This window comes from Niveispirillum sp. FG156 (assembly GCF_057809555.1).
Genome location: NZ_JBMDKE010000006.1, coordinates 124,260 through 149,913 on the forward strand (window position 1 = coordinate 124,260; position 25,654 = coordinate 149,913).

The 25,654-nt window shown below is 69.7% G+C and carries 8 protein-coding genes; all 8 read right to left on the reverse strand.

All coding sequences use genetic code 11. The features are described 5' to 3' along the window. Positions 1–35: 35 nt before the first annotated feature. The gene (locus ACODSP_RS05545) at positions 36–452 is read right to left on the reverse strand and encodes an ATP-binding protein (protein WP_488964633.1); all 417 of its coding nucleotides are present in this window, start codon (positions 450–452) and stop codon (positions 36–38) included. Positions 453–501: 49 nt separating this feature from the next. Continuing rightward, positions 502–834, reverse strand: coding sequence for an STAS domain-containing protein (locus tag ACODSP_RS05550; RefSeq protein WP_488964634.1), 333 nt, complete (start codon positions 832–834; stop codon positions 502–504). An 89-nt stretch (positions 835–923) separates the two neighbouring features. Then, entirely contained in the window at positions 924–2,708 is a 1,785-nt protein-coding gene (locus ACODSP_RS05555; protein WP_488964635.1) for an acyl-CoA dehydrogenase family protein, read from the reverse strand. Next, positions 2,705–6,484: a type I polyketide synthase gene (locus ACODSP_RS05560; protein WP_488964636.1), complete on the reverse strand. Its 3,780-nt coding sequence runs from the start codon at positions 6,482–6,484 to the stop codon at positions 2,705–2,707. Before ACODSP_RS05560 ends, ACODSP_RS05555 begins: the two co-directional genes overlap by 4 nt. Beyond that, the gene (locus ACODSP_RS05565) at positions 6,481–10,905 is read right to left on the reverse strand and encodes an amino acid adenylation domain-containing protein (protein WP_488964637.1); all 4,425 of its coding nucleotides are present in this window, start codon (positions 10,903–10,905) and stop codon (positions 6,481–6,483) included. The genes ACODSP_RS05560 and ACODSP_RS05565 overlap by 4 nt, the downstream gene beginning before the upstream one ends. Next, positions 10,902–15,248: a type I polyketide synthase gene (locus tag ACODSP_RS05570; protein ID WP_488964638.1), complete on the reverse strand. Its 4,347-nt coding sequence runs from the start codon at positions 15,246–15,248 to the stop codon at positions 10,902–10,904. Before ACODSP_RS05570 ends, ACODSP_RS05565 begins: the two co-directional genes overlap by 4 nt. Then, positions 15,245–20,590 carry a type I polyketide synthase gene (locus tag ACODSP_RS05575; protein WP_488964639.1) on the reverse strand — a complete coding sequence of 1,782 codons (5,346 nt, stop codon included), beginning with the start codon at positions 20,588–20,590 and terminating at the stop codon, positions 15,245–15,247. Before ACODSP_RS05575 ends, ACODSP_RS05570 begins: the two co-directional genes overlap by 4 nt. Then, on the reverse strand, positions 20,590–25,653 hold the full coding sequence (locus tag ACODSP_RS05580; RefSeq protein WP_488964640.1) for a type I polyketide synthase: 5,064 nt from the start codon (positions 25,651–25,653) through the stop codon (positions 20,590–20,592). The genes ACODSP_RS05575 and ACODSP_RS05580 overlap by 1 nt, the downstream gene beginning before the upstream one ends. Position 25,654: the final 1 nt, after the last annotated feature.

Below are 25,654 nucleotides of genomic sequence, written 5' to 3' on the forward strand. Positions count from 1 at the left end.
CAGGACCCGCAGCGCGAAGCCAGGCACTCAGGCAGTCACCCAGGAAGTCTCTTGGCAAAGCGCAGGCGGTTATGACCGTCGATACGGGCATAGGTCACGTCATCCATCATGCGTCGCAGCAGATGGATGCCCAGCCCGCCAATCTCCCGCTCATCCAGTTCCGCGTCGATATCCGGCTCCTCACGCGCCAATGGATCGAAGGCGGGCGCGTCGTCCACCACCTCCCCCGTCACCAACGGTCCCTCTAACGCCACACGCACGGTGATGGCGCGGCCCGCCTCCCCGCCCAGCCCATGCTGGATGATGTTGGTCAGGACTTCTTCGAAGCAGATATTGAACTGGAAGGCGAATTGCGGCGGCAGGTCATGGCTGTCGCAGAATTCATCGACCCGATCGGCCAGCGGGGCGATTTCTTGCAACCGGCTGTCCAGGACCAGGACGATTTCCGCCACGACTTCCCCCTATCGCCATGAAAAGGGCGGTAGGCACCGCCCAACCTCCTCAGCTCAGCAGGCCGACCCCGCTGGCGCGGTCCTGCGCGATCTGGAACAGCTTGGTGAAGCCCCCCAAATCGAAGATCTGGAACACATTCTCGTTCATGGAAGACAGGACGAGGCGGCCCTGTGCCGCCTTTGACAGCTTGGCGCATTTCAGCAGCGCGCGCAGGCCGGCGCTGCTGATATAGCCCACCTGCTGGAAGTCGATCAGCAGGCGACCGGAGGCGCGCTGCGCCCTTTCCACCAGGAACCGCTCGACCTCCAGATAATTGTTGCTGTCGATCCGACCGGTCAGCTCGACGATCACAAGTTCGCCATGGATAATTTCGGAGAACATTTTACTGATCCTGGTGAAACAATTCTGTTTAGCGTCAAACTCCCACTATCATGACGCAGGCAGAAGCCGAAGGAAACAGAACAATACCATCATGCCGGCGGCACCTGGGTGATCACATCGCTGAGCAGCCAGTCCAGGCTGCCGGCCATGACCTGGTTCGTGACGGACGCGCTGGCATCGGCTTGCCAGGCGGCCGAAATCGTCAACGCTTTATCCGCACCGGCTGCGGCGCTGCGGCAGAAAATGTCGGCCAGTGCCTGCAATTGCGGCGCTTGCGGGTTGGTGGCGACCGCCTCGCTCTCCACCCGCGCCAGGGTCACCGTCTGCGTCCAGAGCAGGATAAGCGCTTGACCGATGGCGATCAGGGCCGGCTGCTGCACCAGAGCCTCCTTTATGCCGCCGCTGCGAGCGATCAGGTCGCGCACCGACTGGGCGATCCGGGTGGTCAGGGCGGCAGCCGCCTCCAGATGCGCGCGGTTTGCCGGCGACAGGTTGACGGTGGGCGGCACGGGCAACTGAGTTGGCACGGGATCGCCACTCGCCGCAGCGATCAGGGCGGAATTGCCGACATTCAGCTCCATCAGCGCGTTGGTGGTGCCGAAGATGCGCATGACCCGCAGATCGCGATAGAAACGTTCCACCGGATAGGGTTCTACCCCCCGGTTGGCCAGAGAGGTCGCCGTCTCGTACCCGCGCCCGGCAATCAGCGACATGGTGCTGTCGATCGCGCTCCAGGCCGTGTCGCTGCACCAGGGCTTCATCGCCGTCCATTCGGTCCACAGGTCCAGATTACCCGCCACCTGCGACAGGGTCAGCCAGCGCAGCACGCTTTCTTGCGCGAACACCTTGGCCGCCGCATCGGCGATGGTCGCCTGCGTCGCCTGATAGCTGGACAGGGGCTGTTCCATATAGGGACGGTCGCTGAAGCCGCGCGCCCAGGTCAGGCTCAGCTTGGACGCGGCCAGCGTGATGGCGTTGATGAACATGCGGTTGGGCTGCTGGATCTCCATGATCACATTCAGGCCCTGGCCCGGCGCACCCACCATGCGGCTGACCGGCACCTTGTACTTCTTGAATTCCAACACGGAATTGGCCAGTCCCTTCAGACCCATATAGGTCTGTGGGCTGGCCACGCGGAAGCCGCGTTTGCGCGTGTCGATGATGAACAGGGTGATGCCGATCTCCCCCGTCGTCCCCTGTGAGAAGGTCGTGCAGGGGACGACCAGCAGGTTGGCCAGCGGCCCATTGCCGATATAGCATTTGCGACCGGTGATGATGTAATGGCGTCCGTCCTTGGTGGGGACGGCGGTGGTCTGGAAGATCGGGTTCGACGCCCCCTGATATTCCACCGCCGACAGGCCGGAAATCGCCCCTTCTTTCACCATGCGGGCCACTTTTGCCCGCTCGTCGGCGTCCTGAATGTAATCCAGGTAGGAGGGGGCACCCAGATAGTTGTTGACCGAGATGGACATGGCCACTGCCGTGCACCAGCTCGCCGTCACCTCCACCATCCTGGCCATGTTCAGGGGCGATAGCCCGTCGCCGCCATATTGCTTGGCCAGCATCAGCTTTTGCCAGCCCGCCCGGCGGTAAAGCTCCACATAATCCGGGGGCAATTTTCCCCGTGCGTCGATGCGGGTAGGATCGAAATGCGCCTGCATGAACGCGGCCTGTTCCTTCACCATCGCGTCGCCCAGCGCCGCATCGGCGGGGTCCTGCACCGGAAAGGGCACCATCAGGTCCCAGCGGAACAACCCCGCCGCCGCCGACTTCAAGAAGCCCGGTGCCGGGTTGCGCGGCGTGGCCTCCACCAGCAGACGCATGATGGTGGCCGGATCATTGGGAATGGGATGCTTGATTTCGGCTACGGTCATGGCATGTCCTCCGGCGTCGGTGCGACGGGTTGCGGGGAAACTATATTAATAATGGTATTTGCAACAACTTTAACGAATGGATGCTGCAATAAGGTCATATGATTTCCGGGAATACGCAAGACCTGAACACCTCCCAGGGCCAGATCCGACCAGCCCCAATCATCCCGCTTGTCGGCCGATGTGCCGGCGGTGGCGGTACGCAGCAGGGTGATGGCACCGCGCCAGGGCCGGGGATGATAGCCGACCGTGGCCCGTGCATTGCCGGCATAGACCTTGATCATGGGCCACAGCCCCTCCGCCCCGGCACCGCCACGCAGGGTCATGTAGGCGCGCAGATACGGCATCATGTTGCCCAGCACAGTAACGAACAGGAACCGCGCCGCCTCCACCGGGTTGGGTGTCTGGCCCTTGATCTGGGCCGGCGTGTCGATCAGCAGGGTTGACGCCACGGTCCGCCCGCGCCGGTCCAGTTCGCGCGCCAGTTCGAACGCCACCGGGGCCCCAAAGGACCAGCCAGCCACATGCACCGGCCCCTGCGGCCAGACCTGATCGATGGCGTCGGCAAACACCGCCGCCTGTCGCCCCAGATCCGCCAGGGCGGGGCCGCCATCCTGCATGCCGGGCGGCATCAGGGCATAGAAGGGCTGGTCCGGCCCCAGTTCCGCCGCCAGCGGGAAATAGGGAAAGGCCGTGCCCATGATGGGGGTGGCCATGAACAGCGGCGGCCTGGTACCGCCCGGCTGGATGGCCAGCAGGGTGGGCGGCAGGGCAGAAGCCGCCTTGCCCGTGCCGCTATCCAGCAGCAGGGCAAGCCCCCCCAGTGTCGGGGCTGCCAGGAACTGCGTCACGGTGGGTGCCGTACCGAACGCCGTCCGCACCCGTTTCAGCAGGGCCAGCGCCATCAGCGAATTGCCCCCCGACAGGAAGAAATTGGCCTCTGCCCCCGCCGGCGGCGTCCCCAGTACATCCTGCCACAGGGGCGCCAGCCGCTGCTGTGTGCCCGTCAGGCCAACCGCGACCTCCAGATCGTCCACGTGTACCGCCGCCGCCGGCCTTGCATCGCGCACCGGCGGATCAATCCAGTAGCGGCGATGTTCCCAGGCATAGGCGGGCAGCCTTACGCACGACCAGTGTTGCGGCAGCCAGGGTGCCAGCGACACGGGCTGGCCCGCTGTGAACAGCCGTCCCATCGCCTCGGCAAAGGCCAGTGGCGCATCACAATCGCGCCGCAACGTGCCCAGCGCCAGACCCGTGCGGCCGGCTCCGGCCAGGGTGGCGCGCACGGGTGCGGTCAGCACGGGATGCGGGCTGGCCTCCACAAACACGCCATACCCTTGCGCCGACAGGGCCTCCACGGCGTCCTGGAACCGCACCATACCGCGCAGGTTGCGCCACCAGTAATCCACACCCAACTCGCCAGCAGCAACCCAGGTGCCGGTGACGGTGGAAAAGAAGGGGATGACGGGTGCCTGCGGACCGATCCCCGCCAGCGCATCACGCAGCTTCCCTTCCAGCGGGTCCATCTGCGGCCCGTGGGAGGCCACATCCACCTTGACCCAGGCAGTCGAGGCACCGTCCCCGTCCAGCACCGCCGCCAGCCGTTCCAGCGCCGCCCGGTCGCCCGAAAGCACGCAATTGCCGGGACCATTGGCCACAGCCACGGCGACCAGATCGGTGATGCCCTGGGCTGCCAGCACCTGTTCCGCCGCTACCGGTGCCCGGTCCACGGCCAGCATAGCACCCTGGCCCGCCACGGTGCGCAACAGGGCGCTGCGTCGGCAGATGATGCGGGCACCATCCTCCAGGCTTAAACCACCCGACACCACCGCCGCCGCCACCTCTCCCATCGAATGGCCGATGACGGCATCGGGCACCACCCCCTTGCTCCGCCACAAGGCGGCCAGCGCCACCTGCATGGCGAACAGGGCCGGCTGCACCACGTCGATCCGATCCAGGGCGGCATCCGGCCCCTCCCCACGCAGGGTGGCCGTCAGGTCCCAGTCGATCCAGGGTGCCATAGCCCGCGCACAGGCCAGAACAGCGTCGCGGAACACCGGCTCCGCCGCCATCAGGTCACGCCCCATGCCGGGCCATTGCGATCCCTGGCCGGGGAAGATGAACACGCTGCGCCGCGCCGATCCCAACCTTTCCGCCTGCAGGTCCGCGTCGCCCACCACATTGGGGGCCGCCGCCTCCAATGAAGCCGCCAGTTCCGCCCGATTGCGCCCGGCCACGGCCAGCCGCCAGGGCAGCAGGGCGCGGCGGTGAAAGGCCGTGCCGCAGAGATCGGCCAGGCCGGCACCCGTCCCCCGCAGGAATTCCGCATAGCGCCCGGCCAGCCCCGCCAGTGCCGCCGGCGACTTCGCCGACAGCAGCAGCAACCCCGGCCCCGGCCAGCCGTCACCCGTCGGTACCGGCCCCTGCGGTGGCTGCCCCAGCACCAGATGGGCGTTGGTGCCGCCAATGCCAAACGCGCTAACCCCTGCCAGCCGCCGTGGGCCGAGATCAGGCCAGTCCTGCCGCCGGTCAGCCAGGATGAAGGGCGTACGCTCCAGCCCCAGGGCCGGGTTGGGCTGCCCGGCATGCAGGGTCGGCGGGATCACGCCCTCACGCACCGCCAGCGCCGCCTTGATCAGCCCGGCCACACCAGCCGCCGTATCCAGATGACCTACCGCCGATTTGATGGTGCCCAGCCGGCAATAGCCCACGGCCTTGGTGGCGCGCCGGAACGCATCGGTCAGGGCCGCCACCTCAATCGGGTCGCCCAGGGGGGTGCCCGTGCCATGCGCCTCGACATAGCCGATCTGGCCCGCATCGACGCCCGCCACCTCCTGCGCCAGCGCCACGACGCGGGCCTGTCCGCGGACACCGGGGGCCGTAAAGCCGGCCTTGGCCGCCCCGTCATTATTGACCGCCGTGCCCAGGATCACCGCGTCGATCAGGTCGCCATCGGCCACGGCGTCGGCCAGCCGCTTCAGCACCACGGCAGCACTGCCGCTGCCGAACACGGTCCCGGCGGCATCGGCGGCAAAGGCCCGGCAATGCCCGTCGGGCGACAGGATCATGCCCTCCTGATGCAGATATCCGGCCCCCTGCGGCACGGTGATGGTCGATCCGCCGGCCAGGGCCACGTCGCATTCATAGGCCAGCAACGCCTGACAGGCCATGTGGACGGCGACCAGCGAGGTGGAACAGGCCGTCTGCACCGTGATGGCCGGTCCGGTCAGATCCAGCTTGTAGGCCACCCGCGTGGCCAGGAAATCCTTGTCATTGCCGATGATGGTGGCGAAATCGGCAGCCGTATCCTCGCTGACCGCCCCCACCCCCCGGAACAGGTTGTGCAGCAGATAGGTGGGCACGCCGCAGCCGGCATAGATGCCGATGGGACCGGCGGCGCGCGCCGGATCAATGCCGGCCTGTTCCAGCGCCTCCCACGCCACCTCCAGGAACACACGCTGCTGCGGGTCCAGCCGGGCCGCCTCCAGCGCGCTGTAGCCGAAAAAGCCAGCATCGAACCGGTCATGGCCATCCAGCAACCCCTGACGCGGCACGAAACCCGGATCACGGCGCACAGGGTCGGGCACACTGGCAGCGCGCAGCTGTTCGTCGGTCAGGGTCGATATCCCCTCCACCCCGTCCAGCAGGTTACGCCACAGCGCCTCCACGCTGCCGGCACCGGGGAAGCGACCGGCCATGCCAATGATGGCAATGCCGTCGGGGATGATGGCAATGCCATCGGGCGGGGTGTCGGCGATGCCGTCGGGCTGCTCGCTCATATCGTCTCTCCTGCCAAGGGCCGGCGGCGGCGGGCCTGTGCCGCGCGGCGCAGGCCGGCACGGTCACGCGCATCATCCCCCTCATCCGTGTCCCCGCCCGCCAGCATCCCGGCCAGACCGGCGATGGTGGGCAGGCGGAACAGGTCGGTCATGGCAATGCCACCAGCCGGCAGCAGATCGGCCAGATCGGCGTTCAGCCGGGCCTGCAATGTGGCCAGCAGCAATGAATGGCCGCCCAGATCAAAGAAATTCTCGTTCACGCCCACGCTGTCCCGTCCCAGCACATCGCGCCACAGGGCAGCCAGCCGTTCCTCCACGCCCGTGCGCGGTGTCAGGCTGGCCGCAGCCGGTGCGGCGGCGGGGTCAGGCAGGGCCTTGCGGTCAACCTTGCCATTGGGCGTGCGCGGCAAACCGGCCAGGAAGGTCCAGGCCGATGGCAGCATATAGGGCGGCAATCGCGCCGCCAGATGGGTCCGCAGCGCCTCCGTAGCCGGTGCCGGCCCGCGCGGCACGATCCAGGCGACCAGCCGCCCCTCCCCATCGGCACCGGGACGGATGGCGGCCACCGCCTCTGCCACCGCCGGATGGGTGGCCAGCACCGCCTCGATCTCTTCCAGCTCGATCCGGAAGCCGCGCAGTTTCACCTGATGGTCAGCCCGGCCCTGGAACAGCAGCACGCCGTCACCGCGCCAGCGGGCCAGATCACCGGTGCGATAGACCCGCCCGCCCGGCACGAACGGATCGTCCCCGAACCGCTCCGCCGTCAGGTCGGGCCGGTTGTGATAGAACAGGGCCACCCCCTCACCGCCGATCAGCAACTCCCCCGTCACCCCCACGGGCACGGGCCGGTCGGCAGCATCGACGATATAGACGCGCGTATTGCCGATGGGCCGACCGATGGGCACGGGGCCGGCGCCGCGTTCAACCTTGTGCGCCGTGGACCAGATGGTCGTCTCCGTCGGGCCGAACATGTTCCACAGGATGCAGCCCGCCCCCTCGGGCAGCAGCCTGTCGGCCAGATCGCGGGGCAGCGCCTCCCCCCCCACCAGCATGCTCAGGCCGGGGGCAGGCCGCCATCCCGCCGCCAGCAGCAGGCGCCAGCCGGCGGGTGTCATCTGCATGAAGCTGGGTCGGGCAGCCGCCAGCCGCTGCGCCAGCTTCACCCCATCGCGCCCCTCCTCCGCCGTTGCCAGTTCCACCGTCCCGCCCACGGATAGGGGCAAAAACAGCTCCAGCCCGGCAATATCAAAGGACAGGGTCGTGACGGCCAGCAGCCGGTCAGCGGGACCGACGCCCAGCAAGCCACGCATCACCACCAGGAAGTTGCCCAGATTATGGTGACTGACCACCACCCCCTTGGGCCGGCCCGTGGTGCCGGACGTGTAGAGAATGTAAGCGGGGGCCGACCTGTCCGGGGCCAGGACCGGCGGGGCCGCATCGCTATGGCTTGGCAATTCCGCCAGCCGGCAGCCGCTATCCGCCAGCACGGGTGCCGTGCCCGCATCCACCAGCACCAGGGCGCAACCGGCATCGCCCACGATAAAGCACAGCCGGTCAGTCGGATGTGCCGGGTCCAGCGGCACATAGGCCGCCCCCGCCCGCCAGACGGCAATCAAGGCGGCTACCATATCCGGCGTGCGATCCAGGCAGATGCCGACCCTGTCGCCCGGACAGATCCCCTGGCCCGCCAGCCAGCCGGCCAGGGCACCCGACCGTACCCATAGGCCGGCATGGGTCAGCACAAACGCACCCTGGGTCACCGCCGGCGCATCAGATCGTTCATGCGCCCGCAGCAGCGCCAATGGATGCGGCACGGGTTCCGCCAGCGCCGTGTCGTTCCAGGTACGGGTCAGTAGGGCCAGACCGGCCGCGTCCAGCAGGGGCAGGTCGGCCACGGGCCGGTCGGGATCGGCCAATGCCGCCGACAGCAGGGTCAGCAGATGGCCGCGCAGCCGGTCGATGCTGTCGGCATCGAACAGGTCGCTGTCATACTTGATCTCCGCCGACAGTCCCTCCCCCTCTGGCCGAAACTCGAATGCCAGATCAAGCTGCGATCCCTGCAGGTCGATATCCAGCGCCCGGAACCCGGTACCGTCGCCGGTATGAGCCATCTGGTTCTGCAAAACCACCATGGCCTGGAAGATGGGTGGGCGGCTGGGATCGCGCGCCACGGCCAGTTCCTCCAGCAATAGCGGGAACGGATAGGCGCTATGGCCCAATGAAGCCGCCGCATCCGCTGCCGTGCGCAACAGCAGGGTGGCGAAGCTGGGCCGGTCGGTAAAGCCCGCACGCAGCACCATAGGATTGATGAAATCGCCGATGGTGGCAGCGAAGCCTTCATCCTCCCGCCCCGCTGTCGGCGTTCCCAGCAACACCTCTGCGGCCCCGGTCCACCGGTGCAGCAGGGCCTGGCACGCCGCCGCCAGCAGTGCGAACAGGGTCACACCCCGGTCCCGTGCAACCCCGCGTACAGCCGCACTCAGGCCCGCCCCCAGGGCGAAGCGCAACGACGCACCCCGGAAACCCTGCACGGCAGGGCGCGGCCGGTCAGTGGCCAAGTCCAGCACGGGCAGCGGCCCGGCCAGCCTTTCCCGCCAATAGGCCCGCGCCGCGACACCCGCCGGCCCCGCCAGCCAGGCCCGCTGCGCCGCCGTGAAATCGGCATAGCGCCGGGCCGGGGCCGGCGGCAGGGGCGATCCTGTCAGTTGATGGGCCAGACAGGCGCGCAGGTCACGGGCCAGCAGGGCCAGGGACCAGAAATCGATGGTGATATGATGCAGCGCCAGAAACAGCACAAACCGCCCGCCGCCCCGGTCGAACAGCACCGCCCGCCAGCCCAGCCCGCGTTCCAGATCGAAGGGCTGCGCATAGGCCGCCGCGATGGCCGCGCGCAGCCGATCCTCGCCCCAGCCCTGGGCATCCACCTGCCGGATCTCCAGCGCCATGCCGGGGGCCGGTTCCTGCACCGGTTGCCCGTCGATCAGGGGAAAGTAGGCATCCAGCACATCATGCCGGCGGCGCAGCAGACCCAGGGCGGCCTCCAGCGGGCCGGCATCGGGCAGACCGTCGATCTCCAAAGCGAAAGGCAGTGTGTAGGCGGCACTGTCCGGTGCCATGCGCGACAGCAACCACATGGAGCGCTGATTATAGGAAAGCAGCGACCGGGTGGGTGCCGTCGCCTGCTGCTGCAGCAAGCGCAGCATCAACAGGGCGCGTTTGGCCGGCGACAGGGCGGACAGGTCAACCCCTGGTGCCAGGCCCACCCCTTCCTGCGATGCGCCGGACAGGCGGGCGACAAGTTTATCCATCAATGCCTCAGCTTCGACCGCCCCCAGCAACGGGTCAGGGCGGGTAAGGGTCAGACCCAGGCTGCCATCGCCACCGGTGACGGCAGCCAGCACCAGTTGCGTGGCCGGCGGCACCACGGCGAAATCCAGCGCTGACGCTCCCGGCACCGCCACCCGACCCAGATTGGTCAGGCCCAGCCGGTCCGGCGTGAAACGACCGATATCGGCGGTGGCCGCCGTCAGCAGGCCGGGTTCGGCCAGCCGCGACAGGGCGGCAAGATGGGCGGGCAACAGCCGCTCCGGCACCGCGCGGTCGCGCACCACCGCCGCAACCTCCCGCGCCAGGGCCCAGAAGGGGGTGTCAGGGCCGGCGGCATGGGCCGTCGTCACCTCTGCCACGACCAGGGTAAAATCTGGCCCGCCGCCCAATGCTGCCTGTACCGAAACGGGGCTGGTCAGGCTGAACCCGCCGGCCCGGCCCGTGGCCGGCAGCAGGGCCGCCGCCAGCGCGCCCTGCAGGCTGGCCCCCTCCCGCCGCGCCCGTTGGGCCAGGGCATCAACCAATCCCGCTTCCAACCGGCGATGGCTCAGCCGTGGCTGCCAGCCGGCCTGCGTCAGCGTCACGGGCGGCAGGCTGGCATTGGGTGCCGGCAGCCCGGCGAAGGCGGCGGCGCGCGCTTCATAGGCAGGCGGGAATGCCCGCACCGCCTCCGCCTGTCCCAGCAGTGCCGCCAGCAGCCGCATCCCGGCATGGGCATCGCCCAGCGCATGATGGAAGCAGACCAGCAGGTCAGCGCCACCACCGGCATCACGCAACAGGGTCACCCGCCATAGCGGGCCGCCATCCCGCCGGAACGGCGTCGCCAGTTCCGTCTCCGCCACCGCCAGCCAGCCGGCCCCGTCACGGACAGCTAGGCCAGCCGGCCCGGTATCCGCATGCCAAAAGGGCACCCCGCCGGCCCCGATGCGGGCGCGCAGCAGCGGATGCGCCGCCTGGGCTGCCGCCATCGCCACCGCCAGCCGGTCGGGGTCGATGCAAGCGTCCAGCCGGGCGCGGACCACGACATGCATGGGCTGGAACCCGTCCAGCGCCAGGAACAGCTGTTCCAGCAGGCCCGCCGCGCGCCCCGTCATGCCACACCCCCGGCAGCGGCTTCAGCGGCCAACAGTGCCTCCACCTCTTCTTCCGACAGATTGTCGATATCGGCCATCAGCCGGGCAAGGTCGCCATCTGTCAGGGCAGGTTGCGGCGGCGGAGCAGCCGACAGCCCGTCTGCCACCGCCGCCGCCAGGGTCGCAACACTGCCCCCGGCCAGGGATGCCGCCAGCGGCAGGGAGACGCCGAAGCTTTTCTCCACATGCCGGTGCAATTCAATCGCCGTGAAACTGTCCAGCCCCTGGCGCAACAGCGACAGGGCGGGGTCCAGCAATGCCGGGGCGATCGACAGCACCCGTGCCGCCAGGGTCACCATGGCGGCCTGGATCGCCGGCAACCGGTCCGGGGCAGGCAGCGCCATCACCTCCGACCGCAGGTCGCGCGACGCTGATGGCGCAACCGGCCCATCGCCCTGCACCAGATCGGCGATCAGCGGTGCCGATGCCGATCCGGCGCGCAGACCCCGGAACCGCTGCCAATCAACCGGCAGCGGCACCACCACGGGCACGTCCAGGCCCAGCGCGCTGTCCAGCACCGCCATGACCTGTTCCGGGTCCAACGGGTCCAGGCCGATATCCGCATCCCCGCCACCCGCCGCCAGACCGGGGCCGGCCAGCACAGGCCAGACCATTGACAGGGCCGGCTGGCCGCGCCCCCGCCGCATCTGCGCCAGCGCATCCAGCCCGGCATTGGCCGCCGCATAGACCGCCTGCCCCGGCGCGCCCAGCAACCCCGCCAGGGAACTGTTCAGCACGAACAGATCCAGCGGATCAGCTTGCGTCAACCGGTCCAGCAGCAGCGCGCCTTCCAGCTTGGCCGACAGCACGCTGGCGATGCGCGCCGGTGTCTGCGCGGCCAGGATGCCGTCATCCAGCATACCCGCCGCATGGATGACGCCGCGCAGGGGCGGCAGCGTCCGGCGCAGATCATCCAATAAGGTCGTCATGGCCCCGGCATCTGCGCAATCGGCCGCCCGCCAACTGACACGGGCGTCGGTCCCGCCCGCCGGATCCGGTCGCCGCGACAGCAGCACGACATGCCCGGCACCACGCGCCAGCAGCCAGCGGCACAGCGTCCGGCCCAGCCCGCCCGTACCGCCCGTCACCAGATAGGTGCCATCGCCACGCAGACGCACGACCGTGCCCGCCCCCTGGACCGGGACCAGACGCTGCCGCTCGACGGCACCACCCTGAAGCCGGAATTCCTGCATGCCGGGCCGCGCCAGCAGGGCGGTGATGGTAGCCGCATCCGTATCATTTCCCGCCAGCAGGCGATGGCCCGCCCGATCCGGATATTCCAGCGCAAAGCCGCGATGCAAACCCCAGAGCGCGCCGGCCACAGGCGATGAATGCGTCACCAGCAGATGCACCCGGCCCGCCGCACCGGTCAGCAGGGCCGTGGCCTCTGCCACCACCGCCACCCCATCGCCGGTGCCATCGGCGACCAGGACCAGATCGGCACCGCCCGGCACATCCGGCGCTGACAGCGCGTCGGCCAGCCCCGCTGCCCCCGGCCCCAGCGCCTGGGCGCGCAAGGGTACGGCACCCACACTGCCCTCGTCATCCTGCACCCAGCCCGGCACATAAAGCGGCACCGGCTTCGGTGCCAGGGCAGGCAGCAGGGGGGCGTTGCCGCTACCCTCATGCCAGAAGCGCCGCCGCTGCCAGGGATATGTCGGCAGGTCCAGGACGCGCCCGGCCGGGGAGAGACGGTCCCAGCGGATATTGTCCAGACCCGCCTGATAGAGCCAGCCCAGCGCCGTCAGGGCCGCGACGTGATCATCCGCCCCCCGTCGCAGACAGGGCACCACCAGCACTTCCGCCCCCCGCACCAGGGCCGTGCGGGCGATGGCCGGTGACAGGGCCGGATGCGCACCGATTTCCAGGAAGATGGGTGTCGCGCCCGCCGACAGCAGGGGCACCACCGCCCCCTGGAAATCCACCCGCGCGCGCAGATTGCGCGCCCAATAGTCGGCGTCGGGTGCCTGGGTCAGGGGCGTGGCAGTGACGGTGGAGATCATGGGCAGGCGCGGCGCTTCGGCCTCCAGCCCGGCCAGCGCATTGCGCAGGGCGGCAGCCGGCTGCGCCATCAGGGGGCCATGGAAGGCGATGGGAACGGAAAGCCGTGTGACCCGGATGCCCTGGCCCGTCAGGTCGGCCACCAGCCGGTCGATGGCCACCCCATCGCCGGAAACGGCCACACTGTCCGGCCCGTTGAGGGCGGCGATGGCGATATCCAGCCCCAGCCGGTCGATGGCGGCCTTGGCGGCCCCCTCATCCAGGGACAATGCCGCCGTGGCACCTGCCGCTTGTTGTGACAGCCGGGTGCGGGCCACGACAATGCGCGCCGCCGCCGCCAGGGTGATGCAGCTTGCGGCATAGGCCGCCGCCACCTCGCCCAGGCTGTGGCCGATCACACTCTCCGGCTCCACCCCCCAATGGCGGACCAGGGCCAGCAGAGCGACCTGCAGCGCGAACAGGCCGCAGGCCGCGTCCATCACATCCTCCACGGGCACGGCTACCCCGTCCGACCGCGTCAGCAGCAGGCTGGCCACGCTGGGTCCCCCGGCTGCGACGATGGCGGCATCGGCTGCGTCCAGGGCAGCCCGGAAGGCGGGTTCCCGTACCCCCAGCGCCGCCGCCGCCCCGCGCCACAGATTGCCCTGGCCGGAAAAGACGAAGACCAGTTTCCCACTGGCCGGTTCCGCGACCGGTGCTTCGGCCAAGGCCGCCGCCAGCCCCGCCGCATCGGACCCGACCACGGCCAACCGGCGGCGGTGATGATCCCGGCGGCGCGCGGCGGTATAGGCCACGTCCCCGGCGCAAGGGTTGTTGCGCACCAGCCAGTCCCGCATGTGCAGCGACAGATCGCTCAGCGCCGCCGGGCTGCGTGCCGACAAAGGCAGCAGCACGGGACCGTCAACGGTCGCCATCGGCGGGACGTCCGGGGCCGGGGCCAGCACGACATGGGCATTGGTGCCCGACCAGCCGAAGGAACTGACCCCGGCCAGCCGCGCCGCCCCCGTCCAGGGCGTGGGCACGACCGGCACCTGGAACCGCGTGGCGGCAAACGGGATTTCCGGGTTTGGTGCCTGGAAATGCAGGTTGGGCGGCACCATGCCGCGTTCCATAGCCAGCACCGCCTTGGCCAGCCCGGCAATGCCGGCCGCCCCCTCCAGATGCCCGAAATTCGATTTCACAGCGCCCAGCAGGCAGGGGCCGGCAGCGGTCGGGGGCCCCAGCACCTCCGCCAGCGCCTCCACCTCAATCGGATCACCCAGGCGGGTGCCCGTTCCGTGCGTCTCCACATAGGTGATGTCCGCGCCTAGCCGCCCGGCCATGGACAGGGCACGGGCGATCACTGCCTTCTGCGCCTGCGCATTGGGGGCGGTCAGGCCCAGGCTGGCACCGTCCTGGTTGGCGGCGGAACCCAGGATGACGGCCCGCACCGGGTCGCCATCGCGCAGCGCATCCGCCAGCCGCTTCAGCACCACCATGCCGCCGCCTTCGCCGGAGATGACGCCATCGGCACGGGCATCGAAGCTCTTGCAACGGTAATCGCCGGGCCAGTCGCCCATGCGCGCCGTGGCCGTGGGGAACAAGGGCAGCAGACGCAGATTGACCCCGCCCGCCAGCGCCAGCGACACCTCGCCCGTGCGCAGCGCCTGACAGGCCAGATGCACCGAAACCAGACCGGAGGAACAGGCCGTATCCACCGCCATGGCCGGCCCGCGCAGATCCCAGAGATAGGCGATGCGACCGGCGGCGACATTATGCGCCGTGCCCGTGGCGCTGTGCGGTGTCACGCTGGCCGGGTCGGCGGCCTGCAAAAAGAAATAGTCGCTGGACTGGCTGTGGACGCCGACATAGACGCCGGTATCGCTGCCGGCCAGGGTCGATGGCGGGATGCCGGCATGTTCCAGCGCCTCATAGGCGACTTCCAGCAGCAGACGCTGCTGGGGGTCGATATCGGCTGCTTCCCGCGGCGAAATGCCGAAGAATTCGGGATCGAAACCATCGACCGCCGGCAGGAATCCACCATAAACCCGCCTTTGTTCCGCATCCGAAACGCCCAGGGCGCGGAAAAACGCCGTCTGGTCCCAGCGGCCAGGCGGCAGTTCCACGATCCCGTCCACCCCGTCCAGCAGCATGCGCCAATAGGCGTCCGGCCCATCGGCCCCGCCGGGAAAGCGGCAGCCCAGGCCGATCACGGCCACAGGGGGCACGGCCTTCGCGGCTGCCTGTGCCGCCTTCAGGCTGCGGATCTGGCGCAGCGCGTCGGCCAGCAGCTTCTGGTAATCGGGGCCCGGATCAATACTCATGGGCGGGCACTCTCCACGAAATCCTGTTCCAGTTCAGCGGCCAGCAGCCGGGCCAGTTCCGCCGTCGACAGATCGTCGAAATCTTCAACCGGGGCCGGTGGCGCTGCTGCTACCGCAACCACGGCAAGCACCGGATCGGTCTCCAGCAGTCCGGCCAGATGATCGGCCAGTGCGCCCGGATTGGGGTGCCGCCACAGCAGCGTGGCCGACAGGGCCAGACCGTAATCGCGCTGCAACCGGTTGCGCACGCCCATGGCCATCAGGCTGTCAATGCCCAGCCCGGCCAGCGGCGTGCGGGCATCAATGCCCGCCGCATCCCGTCCCGTGACCGCCGCGACATGGGCGATGACGGAGCGCACCAGCGCCGCCCGCCGCGCCGGGCCGGGCGGCGGCAAGGTGTCGCGTGCCGCCCCCTCCGTTGCCGCAGGGCCGCTGCCGGCCAGCAGGTCCGTGAACAGCGGATCGGTCGCCACCTGCGGATAGGCCTCGCGCCAGCGCGGCACATCCAGCGGCAATACAGTCAGCGCCGCCGGCAGGCTGCCCCCTGGCCGGGCCAGCAGCCGGCGCAGGATCATGCCGCCGCGCGCCGGATCAATACCGCCGATCCCCTGTGCCGCCAGCCGTTGCCCGCGTTCCGCCTTTGCCGCCGCCAGCCCTACCTGTGTCCAGGCCGACCAGCCGATCGACAGGGCCGGCACGCCCTGCCCCCGCTGCCAGGCGGCCAGCGCATCCAGAAAGGCATTGGCCGCCGCGTAATTGCCCTGTGCCGGCCCGCCGAACAGGGCGGCGGTGGAGGACATGTGGATCATGAAATCCAGCCCCGTCCCCGCCAGCGCCCGGTGCAGGGCCCAGGCCCCCGCCAGCTTCGGCGCCAGAACCCCGTCCAGCCGGTGAGGGTCCATGGAAGAGAGCGGCACATCGTCCAGCGTACCGGCAGCATGGATGACGCCGCGGATGGGGTGTGCGGCCACCAGGGCCGAAACGGACGCCAGGTCCGTCACGTCCAACAGCGTCTCATGCACCACCACGCCGCGCGCCCGCAGGGCGGCGATGCGCCGGGCCGCCTGTGGATCGGGTGCGCGCCGACCAGCCAGGACCAGACAGCCACACCCGGCATCGGCCAACGCTTCGGCCAGGACCAGCCCGATGCCGCCGAACCCGCCGGTGACCAGCACCGCGCCATTGATATCGCCTGAGAGCGGTGCCTGATGCGCCAGGATGGCGGCATCGTCGCGGTCCAGGGGCTGAAGGCGGGCACCGAAGGCCCGGCTTCCCGCCAACCGTATCTGCCGTTCCGGTCCGTCTGCCAACAGCCAGGCGGCCAGGGCCTCGGCATCGACCCTGCCATCCAGTTCGATGAAACCCGGCCGGTGGCCCGGTATTTCCTGCATCGCTGTGCGGGTCAGGCCCGCCATGGCGGCGTGCAGGGGGCCGGCCGGGAACAGGGTCCACAGGCGCGCGCCGTGCCCTTCCGCACCGGCAAGGGCACGACACAGGCCGGCAAACGACCCCACGCCCGCCGCCTGTGCGGCCATCAGGCTGGCGGGCGACAGGTCATTCATATCGGTCGGTGCCGCCAGGGCGGTCAGGTGCACGATGCCGGCCACGCCGGTCAGGTCCGCACCCACCCCATCCGCCTGTTGCCTGACGCTGCAGCCGGCACGCGCCAGGGCAGCGGCCAAGGTGTGCACGACATCACCAACCCCGATCAGCAGCCAGGTCCCCAGCCGTTGGGCCGCACCGGGCATGGGCAGGGGTTGCCAGTCCAGCCGGTAAAGCCAATTGGCCAGTTCCGCATCGGCCCCGCCATCCAGCCGCTGGAACCGCACCCCCTCCAGCGCCACGAGCACCCGACCGTTATCGTCCAGCAGGGTCACGTCGCCCACCGGATCACCCCCGCCCGGGCGGGCCAACGCGTGAACCCAGGCGGCATCCGTCATGGTACCGGACGCGGACAAGCTGTCCACGGCGACGGGCACATGCGGTGCCCCGTCCTCCTTGCCGTGCAGTGCCGCCAGGGCCAGGGCCTGCAACCCGCCATCCAGCAAAGCCGGATGGATGCGGTGCCCCCGCCCGGCGGCAATGGCAGGCAGGGGTGACAGGCGGGCCAGCACCTCCCCCGCCCCCATCCGGATATCGGACAGCACGCGGAAGCCGGGGCCCAATTCCACCCCCGTCCTCGCCGCCGCCGCGTAATAATCACCAGCATCCAGCAGCACGGGGCAGCGGGCCATGATCGGTGCCAGCGCCCGGTCGGGCCGGATCGGTGCCGGCGATGCTGACAACCGGGCCTGCGCATGTAAGATCCAGCCGCCATCACCCTTGGCATGGATGGACAGATGCCCGCCGCCATCGGCGTCCCGTCGCACAATGCTGTGCAAAGGCACGGCCCCGTCACCCGGCACCAGCAGCAGGCGCTTCAGCGCGATATCGGCCACAGTGCCACCGTCGGCTGCGGCCAACGCCATATCAAGATAGGCGGTGCCCGGCAGCACCATGGCCCCGCCCACCCTATGCTCTGCCAGCCAGGGCAGCGCCCGCACCGACAGGCTGCCATGCCAAGCGCTGTCCGGTCCCGGCTGATCCACCGCCCCGCCCAGCAGCGCATGGCCCGCCTTGCCCAGGGGTACGCCGCCAGCCCGTTCAGCCGCCGCCAGCCAATGGCGGGTCCGCATCCAGGGATGGGTCGGCAGGTCGGACACCACAGGATGCCGACCCTGCAGCGCTGCCCAGTCCGGCTCCGCCCCCCAGGCTGCCAGCCGGCCCAGCGTGGCCAGCAGATGGGAGATCTCCCCCTCCCCCCGGCGCAGGGTGCCGGTCAGGCGCACAGGATAGTCCAGCCCCGCCAGCCCTTCCTCCAGCCCCGGCACCAGCACGGGGTGCGGGCTGACCTCCAGAAAGATCGTCGGCGCATCGGTCGCCAGCCGTTGCACCACAGGCCACAGCCGCACCGGTCGGCGCAGATTATCGGCCCAATAGCCGGCATCCAGCCGTTCACCCGCAATCACGTCGCCCGTCACCGTGGAATACAGGGGAATGGTGCCGTCTTCCGGTCGGATACCGGTCAGCGCATCGGCCAGCTGCCCCAGCACCGGGTCCATCTGCGCACTGTGGGAGGCGTAATCCACCTTCACCTGCCGGGCAAAGATGCCGGCTGCATCCAGCGACGCCACCAGTGCCGCCACGGCATCAGCCCGGCCCGCCACCAGCACGCTGCGCGGGCCGTTGATGGCAGCCAGGGACAGGGCGTCGCCATGCGGGCGGAGGACCGCCAATGCCTGTTCCTCCCCCATCTCCAGCACGGCCATGGCCCCGCCCGCCGCCCGTTCCATCACCAGGCGGGACCGGGTGCAGATGATCCGGGCCCCATCCGTCAGGCTGAGGACACCCGCCGTGCAAGCCGCCGCCACCTCCCCCATCGAATGGCCGATGACAGCATCGACATGCAGGCCCCAGGCCAGGAACTGCCGGGCCAGCGCCAGTTGCAGGGCGAACAGGGCCGGTTGTATCCGGTCAGCCGGCGATGCATCGAATGATGCAGCATCCAACGCCAGCACATCGGACAGACGCCAGGAAACATGCGGGGCAAAGGCCGCCTCGCACGCCGCCAGGGTCTCGCGCACCACGGGCAGCACCGCCGCCAGTTCCCGGCCCATGCCAGCATATTGTGATCCCTGGCCGGGGAAGATCATCACCAGCCGCGCGCCATCCTCCGCCTTCACAGGCTCCGGCACCGCCGACAGTGCGACTGACAGGTCCGCGACCGTGCGGCCGGTGACGGCCAGCCGCCAGGGATGGTGGCTGCGGCGCTGGGCCTGGGTGGCGGCGATGGCATGGGCATCGCGTGCCGGACTTTCCGCCCGCAGCCAGTCCCGCCAGAACCCAATACTCTCATCCAGCGCCGCCCGGCTTTGCGCAGACAGCAGCAGCAGGGCCGGCAGGTCGGGCGTGGCCTCGACCGGTGGCGGTACCATGCCCTGTTCCAGCACCATATGGGCGTTGGAACCGCTGAAGCCGAAGGCGCTGATCGCGGCGAAGCGGTTTCCCTGGTGCGGCCAGGGGGTCAGCGCGGTGGGCACGGTCAACGCCCCATCCGCCCAGTCGATATGCGGGTTGGGCCGGTTGAAATGCAGGTTGGGCGGCACCTGCGCCCTTTGCAGGCACAGCACGGCCTTGATCAGCCCGCCGATTCCGGCTGCGGATTCCATATGACCCAGGTTGGACTTCACGGCCCCCAGCAGCAGCGGCCCCGCCCCATCCGGGCGATAGGCGCGGGCCAGCGCCCCCGTTTCGATCGGGTCGCCCAACGGCGTGCCCGTGCCATGGCATTCGACATAGGCAACCTCACCCGCCGCCACACCTGACACCGCCAGCGCGCGACGGATCACGGCTTCCTGCGCGCGGCCATTGGGGGCGGTCAGGCCGTTGCTGCGGCCATCCTGGTTGATGGCGCTGCCGCGGATCAGGGCCAGGACCGGGTCGCCATCAGCCAGCGCCCTGGACAGGGTCTTCAGCACCACCATGCCGCAACCCTCGCTGCGGACATAGCCATCGGCGGCGGCATCAAAGCTCTTGCAGCGCCCGTCCGCCGCCATAGCCCCCAGCTTGGAGAAATAGATGGCACCGTCGGGCGACAGGATGATGTTGACGCCACCCGCCAGCGCCATGTCGCTCTCCCCCGCCCGAAGGCTCTGGCAGGCCAGATGCACGGCAGTCAGCGAGGCGGAACAGGCGGTATCCACCGCCAACGCCGGCCCGTTCAGGCCCAGCAGATAGGAGAGCCGACCGGCCGCCACGCTGGCATTGTTGCCGGTGCCGAAATAGGGATCGATGCGCAACCGGTCCTTGCGCGTTTCCCCATATTCCAGGGTGGCGATACCGAGGAAAAGGCCGGTGGCAGAGCCGGCAAGGCTGCGCGGCGGCTGACCGGCGCGTTCCAGCGCCTCCCACGCCACCTCCAGCACCAGCCGCTGCTGCGGGTCCAGGCTGTCGGCCTCACGCGGGGCGATACCGAAAAAGGCGGGGTCGAACCCGTCAATGTCCGACAGGAAACCGCCCCAGCGGCTGGTGGTCTTTCCCGGTGCGTCCGGATCGGGATCATAGACCTCGCCCAGGTCCCAGCGCTCCGGCGGTACCTCCGTGATGGCGTCGGTGCCGGCGGCCAGCAGGTCCCAGAAGGCGTCGGGACTGTCCACCCCGCCGGGGAAGCGGCAGCCCATGCCGATGATGGCGATGGGCTCCGCATTCAGCACCTCGATCCCGCCGGCGCGGTCACGCAGCGTGCGCACCGTCAGGGCCAGCTTGGCAGGCGGCAGGCCCGCGATCCTGTCCAGCGCCGACATCAGGTACCCCCCAGCGCGCGCATCACATCATCATCCGAGAGATCGGCCAGGGCCCCCAGCACATCGTCGATATCGTTGGCCACCGCCGCCACCGGGACGGCGGCGGGGATCGCTTCTGCCACGCCGAACAGTTCGGTGTCCAGGAAGGCGACGATGTCGGCCACAGTCGGATGATCAAAGACCAGCACAGCCGGCAAGGTGGCCGACAGCGCCCGTCCCAGGCCCCCGCGCAAATCCACGGCGGCCAGACTGTCCAGCCCCAGTTCACGCAGCGGTCGGCGCGGATCGGGCCGTTCCCCCGGCCCCAGGCCCAGCACGGATGCCGCCTGCCGTGCCACCAGATCGGCCAGTTCCCGCCGCCGCCGGTCCGGTGCCAGGGTCGACAGTTCCGCCCACCGGCTGTCTTCCGCCGGGCGTTTAGGCAGCAGGTCGGCGAACAGGGCGGGACCATCGGCCATCGCCATCCAGTCGATCTCCGCGATCACGGCAGTGGGGCCCGCCGCCGGGTCGCCCAGCACCCGGCCCAGGGCAGCCAGGGCGGCAGTCGGCTTCAGCGCCCGCAGGCCGCGTGCGGCGGCACGGGCGGAACCGGCGCGGGCCGCCATGCCCACCTCTGCCCAGGGGCCCCAGGCGATGCTGGTTGCGGCCAAGCCCTGCCCGCGCCGCCAATCGGCCAGCCGGTCCAGATAGCGGTTGGCCGCGGCATAGGCGGCCTGACCGGCATTGCCCGTCAACCCGGCCAGCGAGCCATAGAGCACGAACTGGCTGAGGCCCATCTCCGCCGTCAGCCGGTGCAGCGCCCAGGCACCGCCAGCCTTGACCGCGATCACCGCCGCCGCGCGGGCGGCGTCGATCTGGGGGATGGTGGCATCCTCCAGCAGCCCCGCCGCATGGAAAACCCCATCCAAGGGTGGCAGGTCCGCCAGCCCAGCGGTCAGCGCCCCCGCCAGGGCCGCCATATCCGCCACATCCACCGCCTGATAGGCCACATGGCAGCCCGCCGCCGACAATTCGGCCAGCAACGCCGCATCGCCCGACCGCCGACCGATCAGCAGCAACCCGCCGGCCCCGCCATCGGCCAGCCAGCGCGCCGTCACCAGCCCCAACCCGCCCTGTCCGCCAGTGACCAGATAGGACCGGTCGGCACGCGGCACGAACCCGGTACCCGCCTCAGCGGGCAGCCGGCGCAGCCGCGCGACCTGGGGTTGGCCGCCGCGCCAGCGCACTTGTTCCCCCGCTGCCAAGCCTTCACCCTCACCGATGCCGCCCATCCGGCCCGCATCCTCAAGCCCTGCGGTCAGCGCCAGCCCTTCCAGCAGCGCGTCAGCCGGGCTGTCGGGCCGCGCGCGGCACCAGACGGGACCCGTCGTCGTCTTGACCTGATCCAATGCTGCCAGGAAGGCGGCCATGTCGGGGGCCAGCGCCTCGCCATTGCCCACCAACATCAACCCCGTCGGGACATCAGGCACCAACAAGGCAGGCTGCCAATCGATAGTATAGAGACCCGCCGCGTCCGGGCGCAGGGCCGCTTCCGACAGGCGACGGATCGTGAAGCCGTCGATGGACAGCAGCGGTCGCCCGTCCTGGGGATCGGTGATCGACACATCCAGGGTAACATTGTCAGCCGCCAGCCGGGCGGCACCCGCCGGCCCACCAGTCACGGCGATGGCCACCCGCGCCGGCAGCGGACCCGCCACAGCCAGACGCTTCAGATGCACGGGCATGGAGGCGCGCAGGCCCGTCTGGTTTCCCCCCTGTGCTGCCAGCCAGTCCGGCCCGCCGATAACCTGCAGACAGGCATCCAGCAGCAGCGGATCGACGGGTGTCGATCCCGTGCGTCCGATATCGACCAAGGCGGTGGCGGCGGCCCCATCAATGCGGAAATCCGACAGCACGCGATAGCTGGGTCCCAGCGACAGCCCAACCCCCTCCAGAAACGCGTGGAACGCCAGCGGATCGGCGCTCTGTCCCGTGCCCCCGGACATCGCCGCCGGCACCGATCCCGCGCCATAGCGCCCCTCGGCATGACAGGTCCAACCGCCGCCCGCATCTGCACTGCACACGCGGAAGCCACCATCAGCCGCCGTGACCAGTTGCAACCGGCGGCTCTCCCCCTCCTCCAGCGTCAAGGCAGCGCGGAAATCGACATCCTCCAGCGACCCGGCCCACGCCGACAGGGCGAAGGCCAGGAAGAAGGCTGCAGGCACGGTGATGCGCCCGAAATAGCGGTGATGGTCCAGGAAGGGGAAGCTTCCCGCCCCGACCAGCACTTCATGCACGCTCTCCCGCCCGGCAAGGTCCAGCTTGCGGCCCGGCAAGGTGCCGGAAGACGGCACGCCGGTCACGGAACGCGGCGGGAAATCGACCCAGCAGCGGCGATGCTGCCAGGGATATGCAGGCAATGAAACGACGGGACGCGGGGCCGGGAAGCCGGCGGCAAGGCGCACGGGTGCGCCCAGCGCGTGCAACTCGCCCAAGGCCGACAGTAACGTCGTCTTCTCTGGCCGGTCGCGGCGCAAGGTGGCCACGGCCCGGCCCGGCCCGTCGCCCAGGATCTCACGGACGGAACGGGTCAGCACGGCATGTGGCCCGATCTCCACGAACAGTTCCACCCCGTCCGCCACCATGGCGGCCACCGCATCGGCAAAGCGCACGGGTGCTGCGATGCCGTCCGCCCAATAGCCGGCGTCGAACCTTGCCTGCCCATCGCGCCGCCGCCCGGTCAGCGTGGAATAGAGCCGCACCGGCCCGTCCGCCGCTGGCACCAAGCCGTCCAGGGCTGTGCGCAGAGCCGGTTGCAAGCCCAGCATCGACCGGCTGTGAAAGGCATAGCGTACATCCAGCCGCCGCATCGCCACACCCTTGGCCGCCAAGGCCGCCAGCCCCCCCTCCGTCCCCGCGACCACGCAGGAGGCCGGTGCATTGATGGCCGCGATATCCAGGCCGGTGCCAGCAATCAAACCCGACAATTCGTCGGGCGGCAGGTTCACGGCGGCCATGGCACCGTCGCCATGGGCCGCCTGCATCACCCGGCCCCGATGCACGGCCACACGCATGGCCTGCGCCATATCCAGCAGACCGGCGGCGTACGCCGCCGCAATCTCGCCCACGGAATGGCCGGTCACCGCGTCGGGCTCCACACCCCAATGGGCCAGCAGCCGGGTCAGGGCAATCTGTAGGGCGGCCAGCACCGGCTGCGCCACCGCCGTCTCCTCCAACCGGTCGCCATCGGCCAGCATGGCGCTGATGGTCCAGCCGGTCAGCGGTTCGACCATTGTACCAGCCTGCTCCACAACGGCGCGGAATACCGGTTCCGTGGCCAGCAGGTCGCGCCCCATGCCCGCCCACTGGCTGCCTTGGCCGGAAAACACAAAGCCTGTACGCCGCCGACGCGCCGCTACCTGTGGGCCCACCTCACCGCCATCGGCCAGGATGGCGCGCAAGGCGGAAGCAGCGGCGGCATGGCCGTCCGCCACCACCGACAAGCGGTATTCATGGTGCGTACGGCGCGTACCGGCAGTGAAGGCGATGTCGGCAAAGGGCACCGGCGGTGCCGCTTCCAGCCAGTCAGCCATCCGCGCCATGGCGGCCCGCAGCGCCGGTCGGCTGCGCGCCGACAGCGGCAGCAGGAAGGGGCCAGCGGGCGGGGCGGGCGCTGCGGTACCCGCCGGTGCCTCACGCAGCAGCACATGGGCATTGGTGCCCGACCAGCCGAAGGAACTGACGGCGGCGATGCGCGGCCCCTGACCCGCCGGCCAGGATACCGGCTCCCGCACAATGGACAGGCGGGTGCCCGCAATCTCGATATTGGGGTTCAGTTCCCCCAGCCGGCGATAGGGCGGGATCATGCCATGGCGCAGGCAGCCGACAGCCTTGATCACCCCGGCCAGGCCCGATGCCGCCCCGGCATGACCGATATTGGCCTTCACCGCCCCCAAAAGACAGCGGCCCGGCGCGTCGCCTGCACCATAGGTCTCGGCCAGCGCCTCCATCTCGATTGGGTCGCCCAGCGGCGTGCCGGTGCCGTGCGTCTCCACATAGCCGACATCGCCGGCGCCCAAGCCGGCCCGTGCCAGGGCACTGCGGATCACGTCTGCTTGCGCCTTCTGGTTGGGGGCGGTCAGGCCGTTGCTGCGGCCATCCTGGTTGATCGCCGTACCGGCCAGCACGGCCAGCACCGGGTCGCCATCGCGCCGCGCCGCGTCCAGCGGCTTCAGCAGAATGGCCCCGCATCCCTCGCTGATCACCACCCCGTCGGCGCGGGCATCAAAGCTCTTGCAGCGCCCGTCCGCCGCCATCATCCCCATCTTGGACGAAGGCACCAGCGACATGGGTGACAGCAGCACATTGACCCCGCCGACCAGGGCCATGTCGCATTCCCCCCGCTCCAGGCTCTGCGCCGCCAGATGCAGCGCCACCAGGGAGGAGGAGCAGGCGGTGTCCACCACCAAAGCCGGTCCGTGCAGATCCCAAAGATAGGAAATCCGCCCCGCGATGGCGTTCAGCGCGACGCCCGTGCCAGAGAAAGGCTGTATCTCCTCCAGCCGGTCGAAGGTGCGGGCCGAATATTCGTGATTATAGGCACCGACAAACACGCCCGTACGGCTGCCGGCCAGGGAGGCGCGGGTCTGCCCCGCCGCCTCCAACGCTTCCCAGGCCACTTCCAGCATCAGGCGCTGCTGCGGGTCCATCCAGGCCGCTTCGCGCACGCCCAAGCCGAAGAAAGGCGCATCGAACCCGGCGACATCGGACAGGAACCCGCCCCAGCGCGTGGTCATCTTACCGGGCGCGTCGGGATCGGGGTCGTAGAAGTCCTTCCAGTCCCAGCGGTCGGCAGGGATTTCCCCGATGGCGTCGCCACCATCAGCCAGCATGTCCCAGAACCGGGCCGGATCATCCGCCCCGCCCGGATAGCGGCAGCCCATGCCGATGATGGCCATGGGCATGGCCACATCCCGCGCGGGTGCCGCCGCGTCGGCCTGGGCCGCCTTGCGTTGCAGGTCGCGGACCAGCAAAGCCAGCTTCTGCGGCGACAGGCGGGAAAGCCGTTCCTCCAGTTCCATG

Coding starts and splice junctions, on each gene's coding strand:
- ACODSP_RS05550 (WP_488964634.1), bottom strand. CDS start 834: ATGTTCTCCGAAATTATCCATGGCGAACTTGTGATCGTCGAGCTGACC.
- ACODSP_RS05555 (WP_488964635.1), bottom strand. CDS start 2,708: ATGACCGTAGCCGAAATCAAGCATCCCATTCCCAATGATCCGGCCACC.
- ACODSP_RS05560 (WP_488964636.1), bottom strand. CDS start 6,484: ATGAGCGAGCAGCCCGACGGCATCGCCGACACCCCGCCCGATGGCATT.
- ACODSP_RS05565 (WP_488964637.1), bottom strand. CDS start 10,905: ATGACGGGGCGCGCGGCGGGCCTGCTGGAACAGCTGTTCCTGGCGCTG.
- ACODSP_RS05570 (WP_488964638.1), bottom strand. CDS start 15,248: ATGAGTATTGATCCGGGCCCCGATTACCAGAAGCTGCTGGCCGACGCG.
- ACODSP_RS05575 (WP_488964639.1), bottom strand. CDS start 20,590: ATGTCGGCGCTGGACAGGATCGCGGGCCTGCCGCCTGCCAAGCTGGCC.
- ACODSP_RS05580 (WP_488964640.1), bottom strand. CDS start 25,653: ATGGAACTGGAGGAACGGCTTTCCCGCCTGTCGCCGCAGAAGCTGGCT.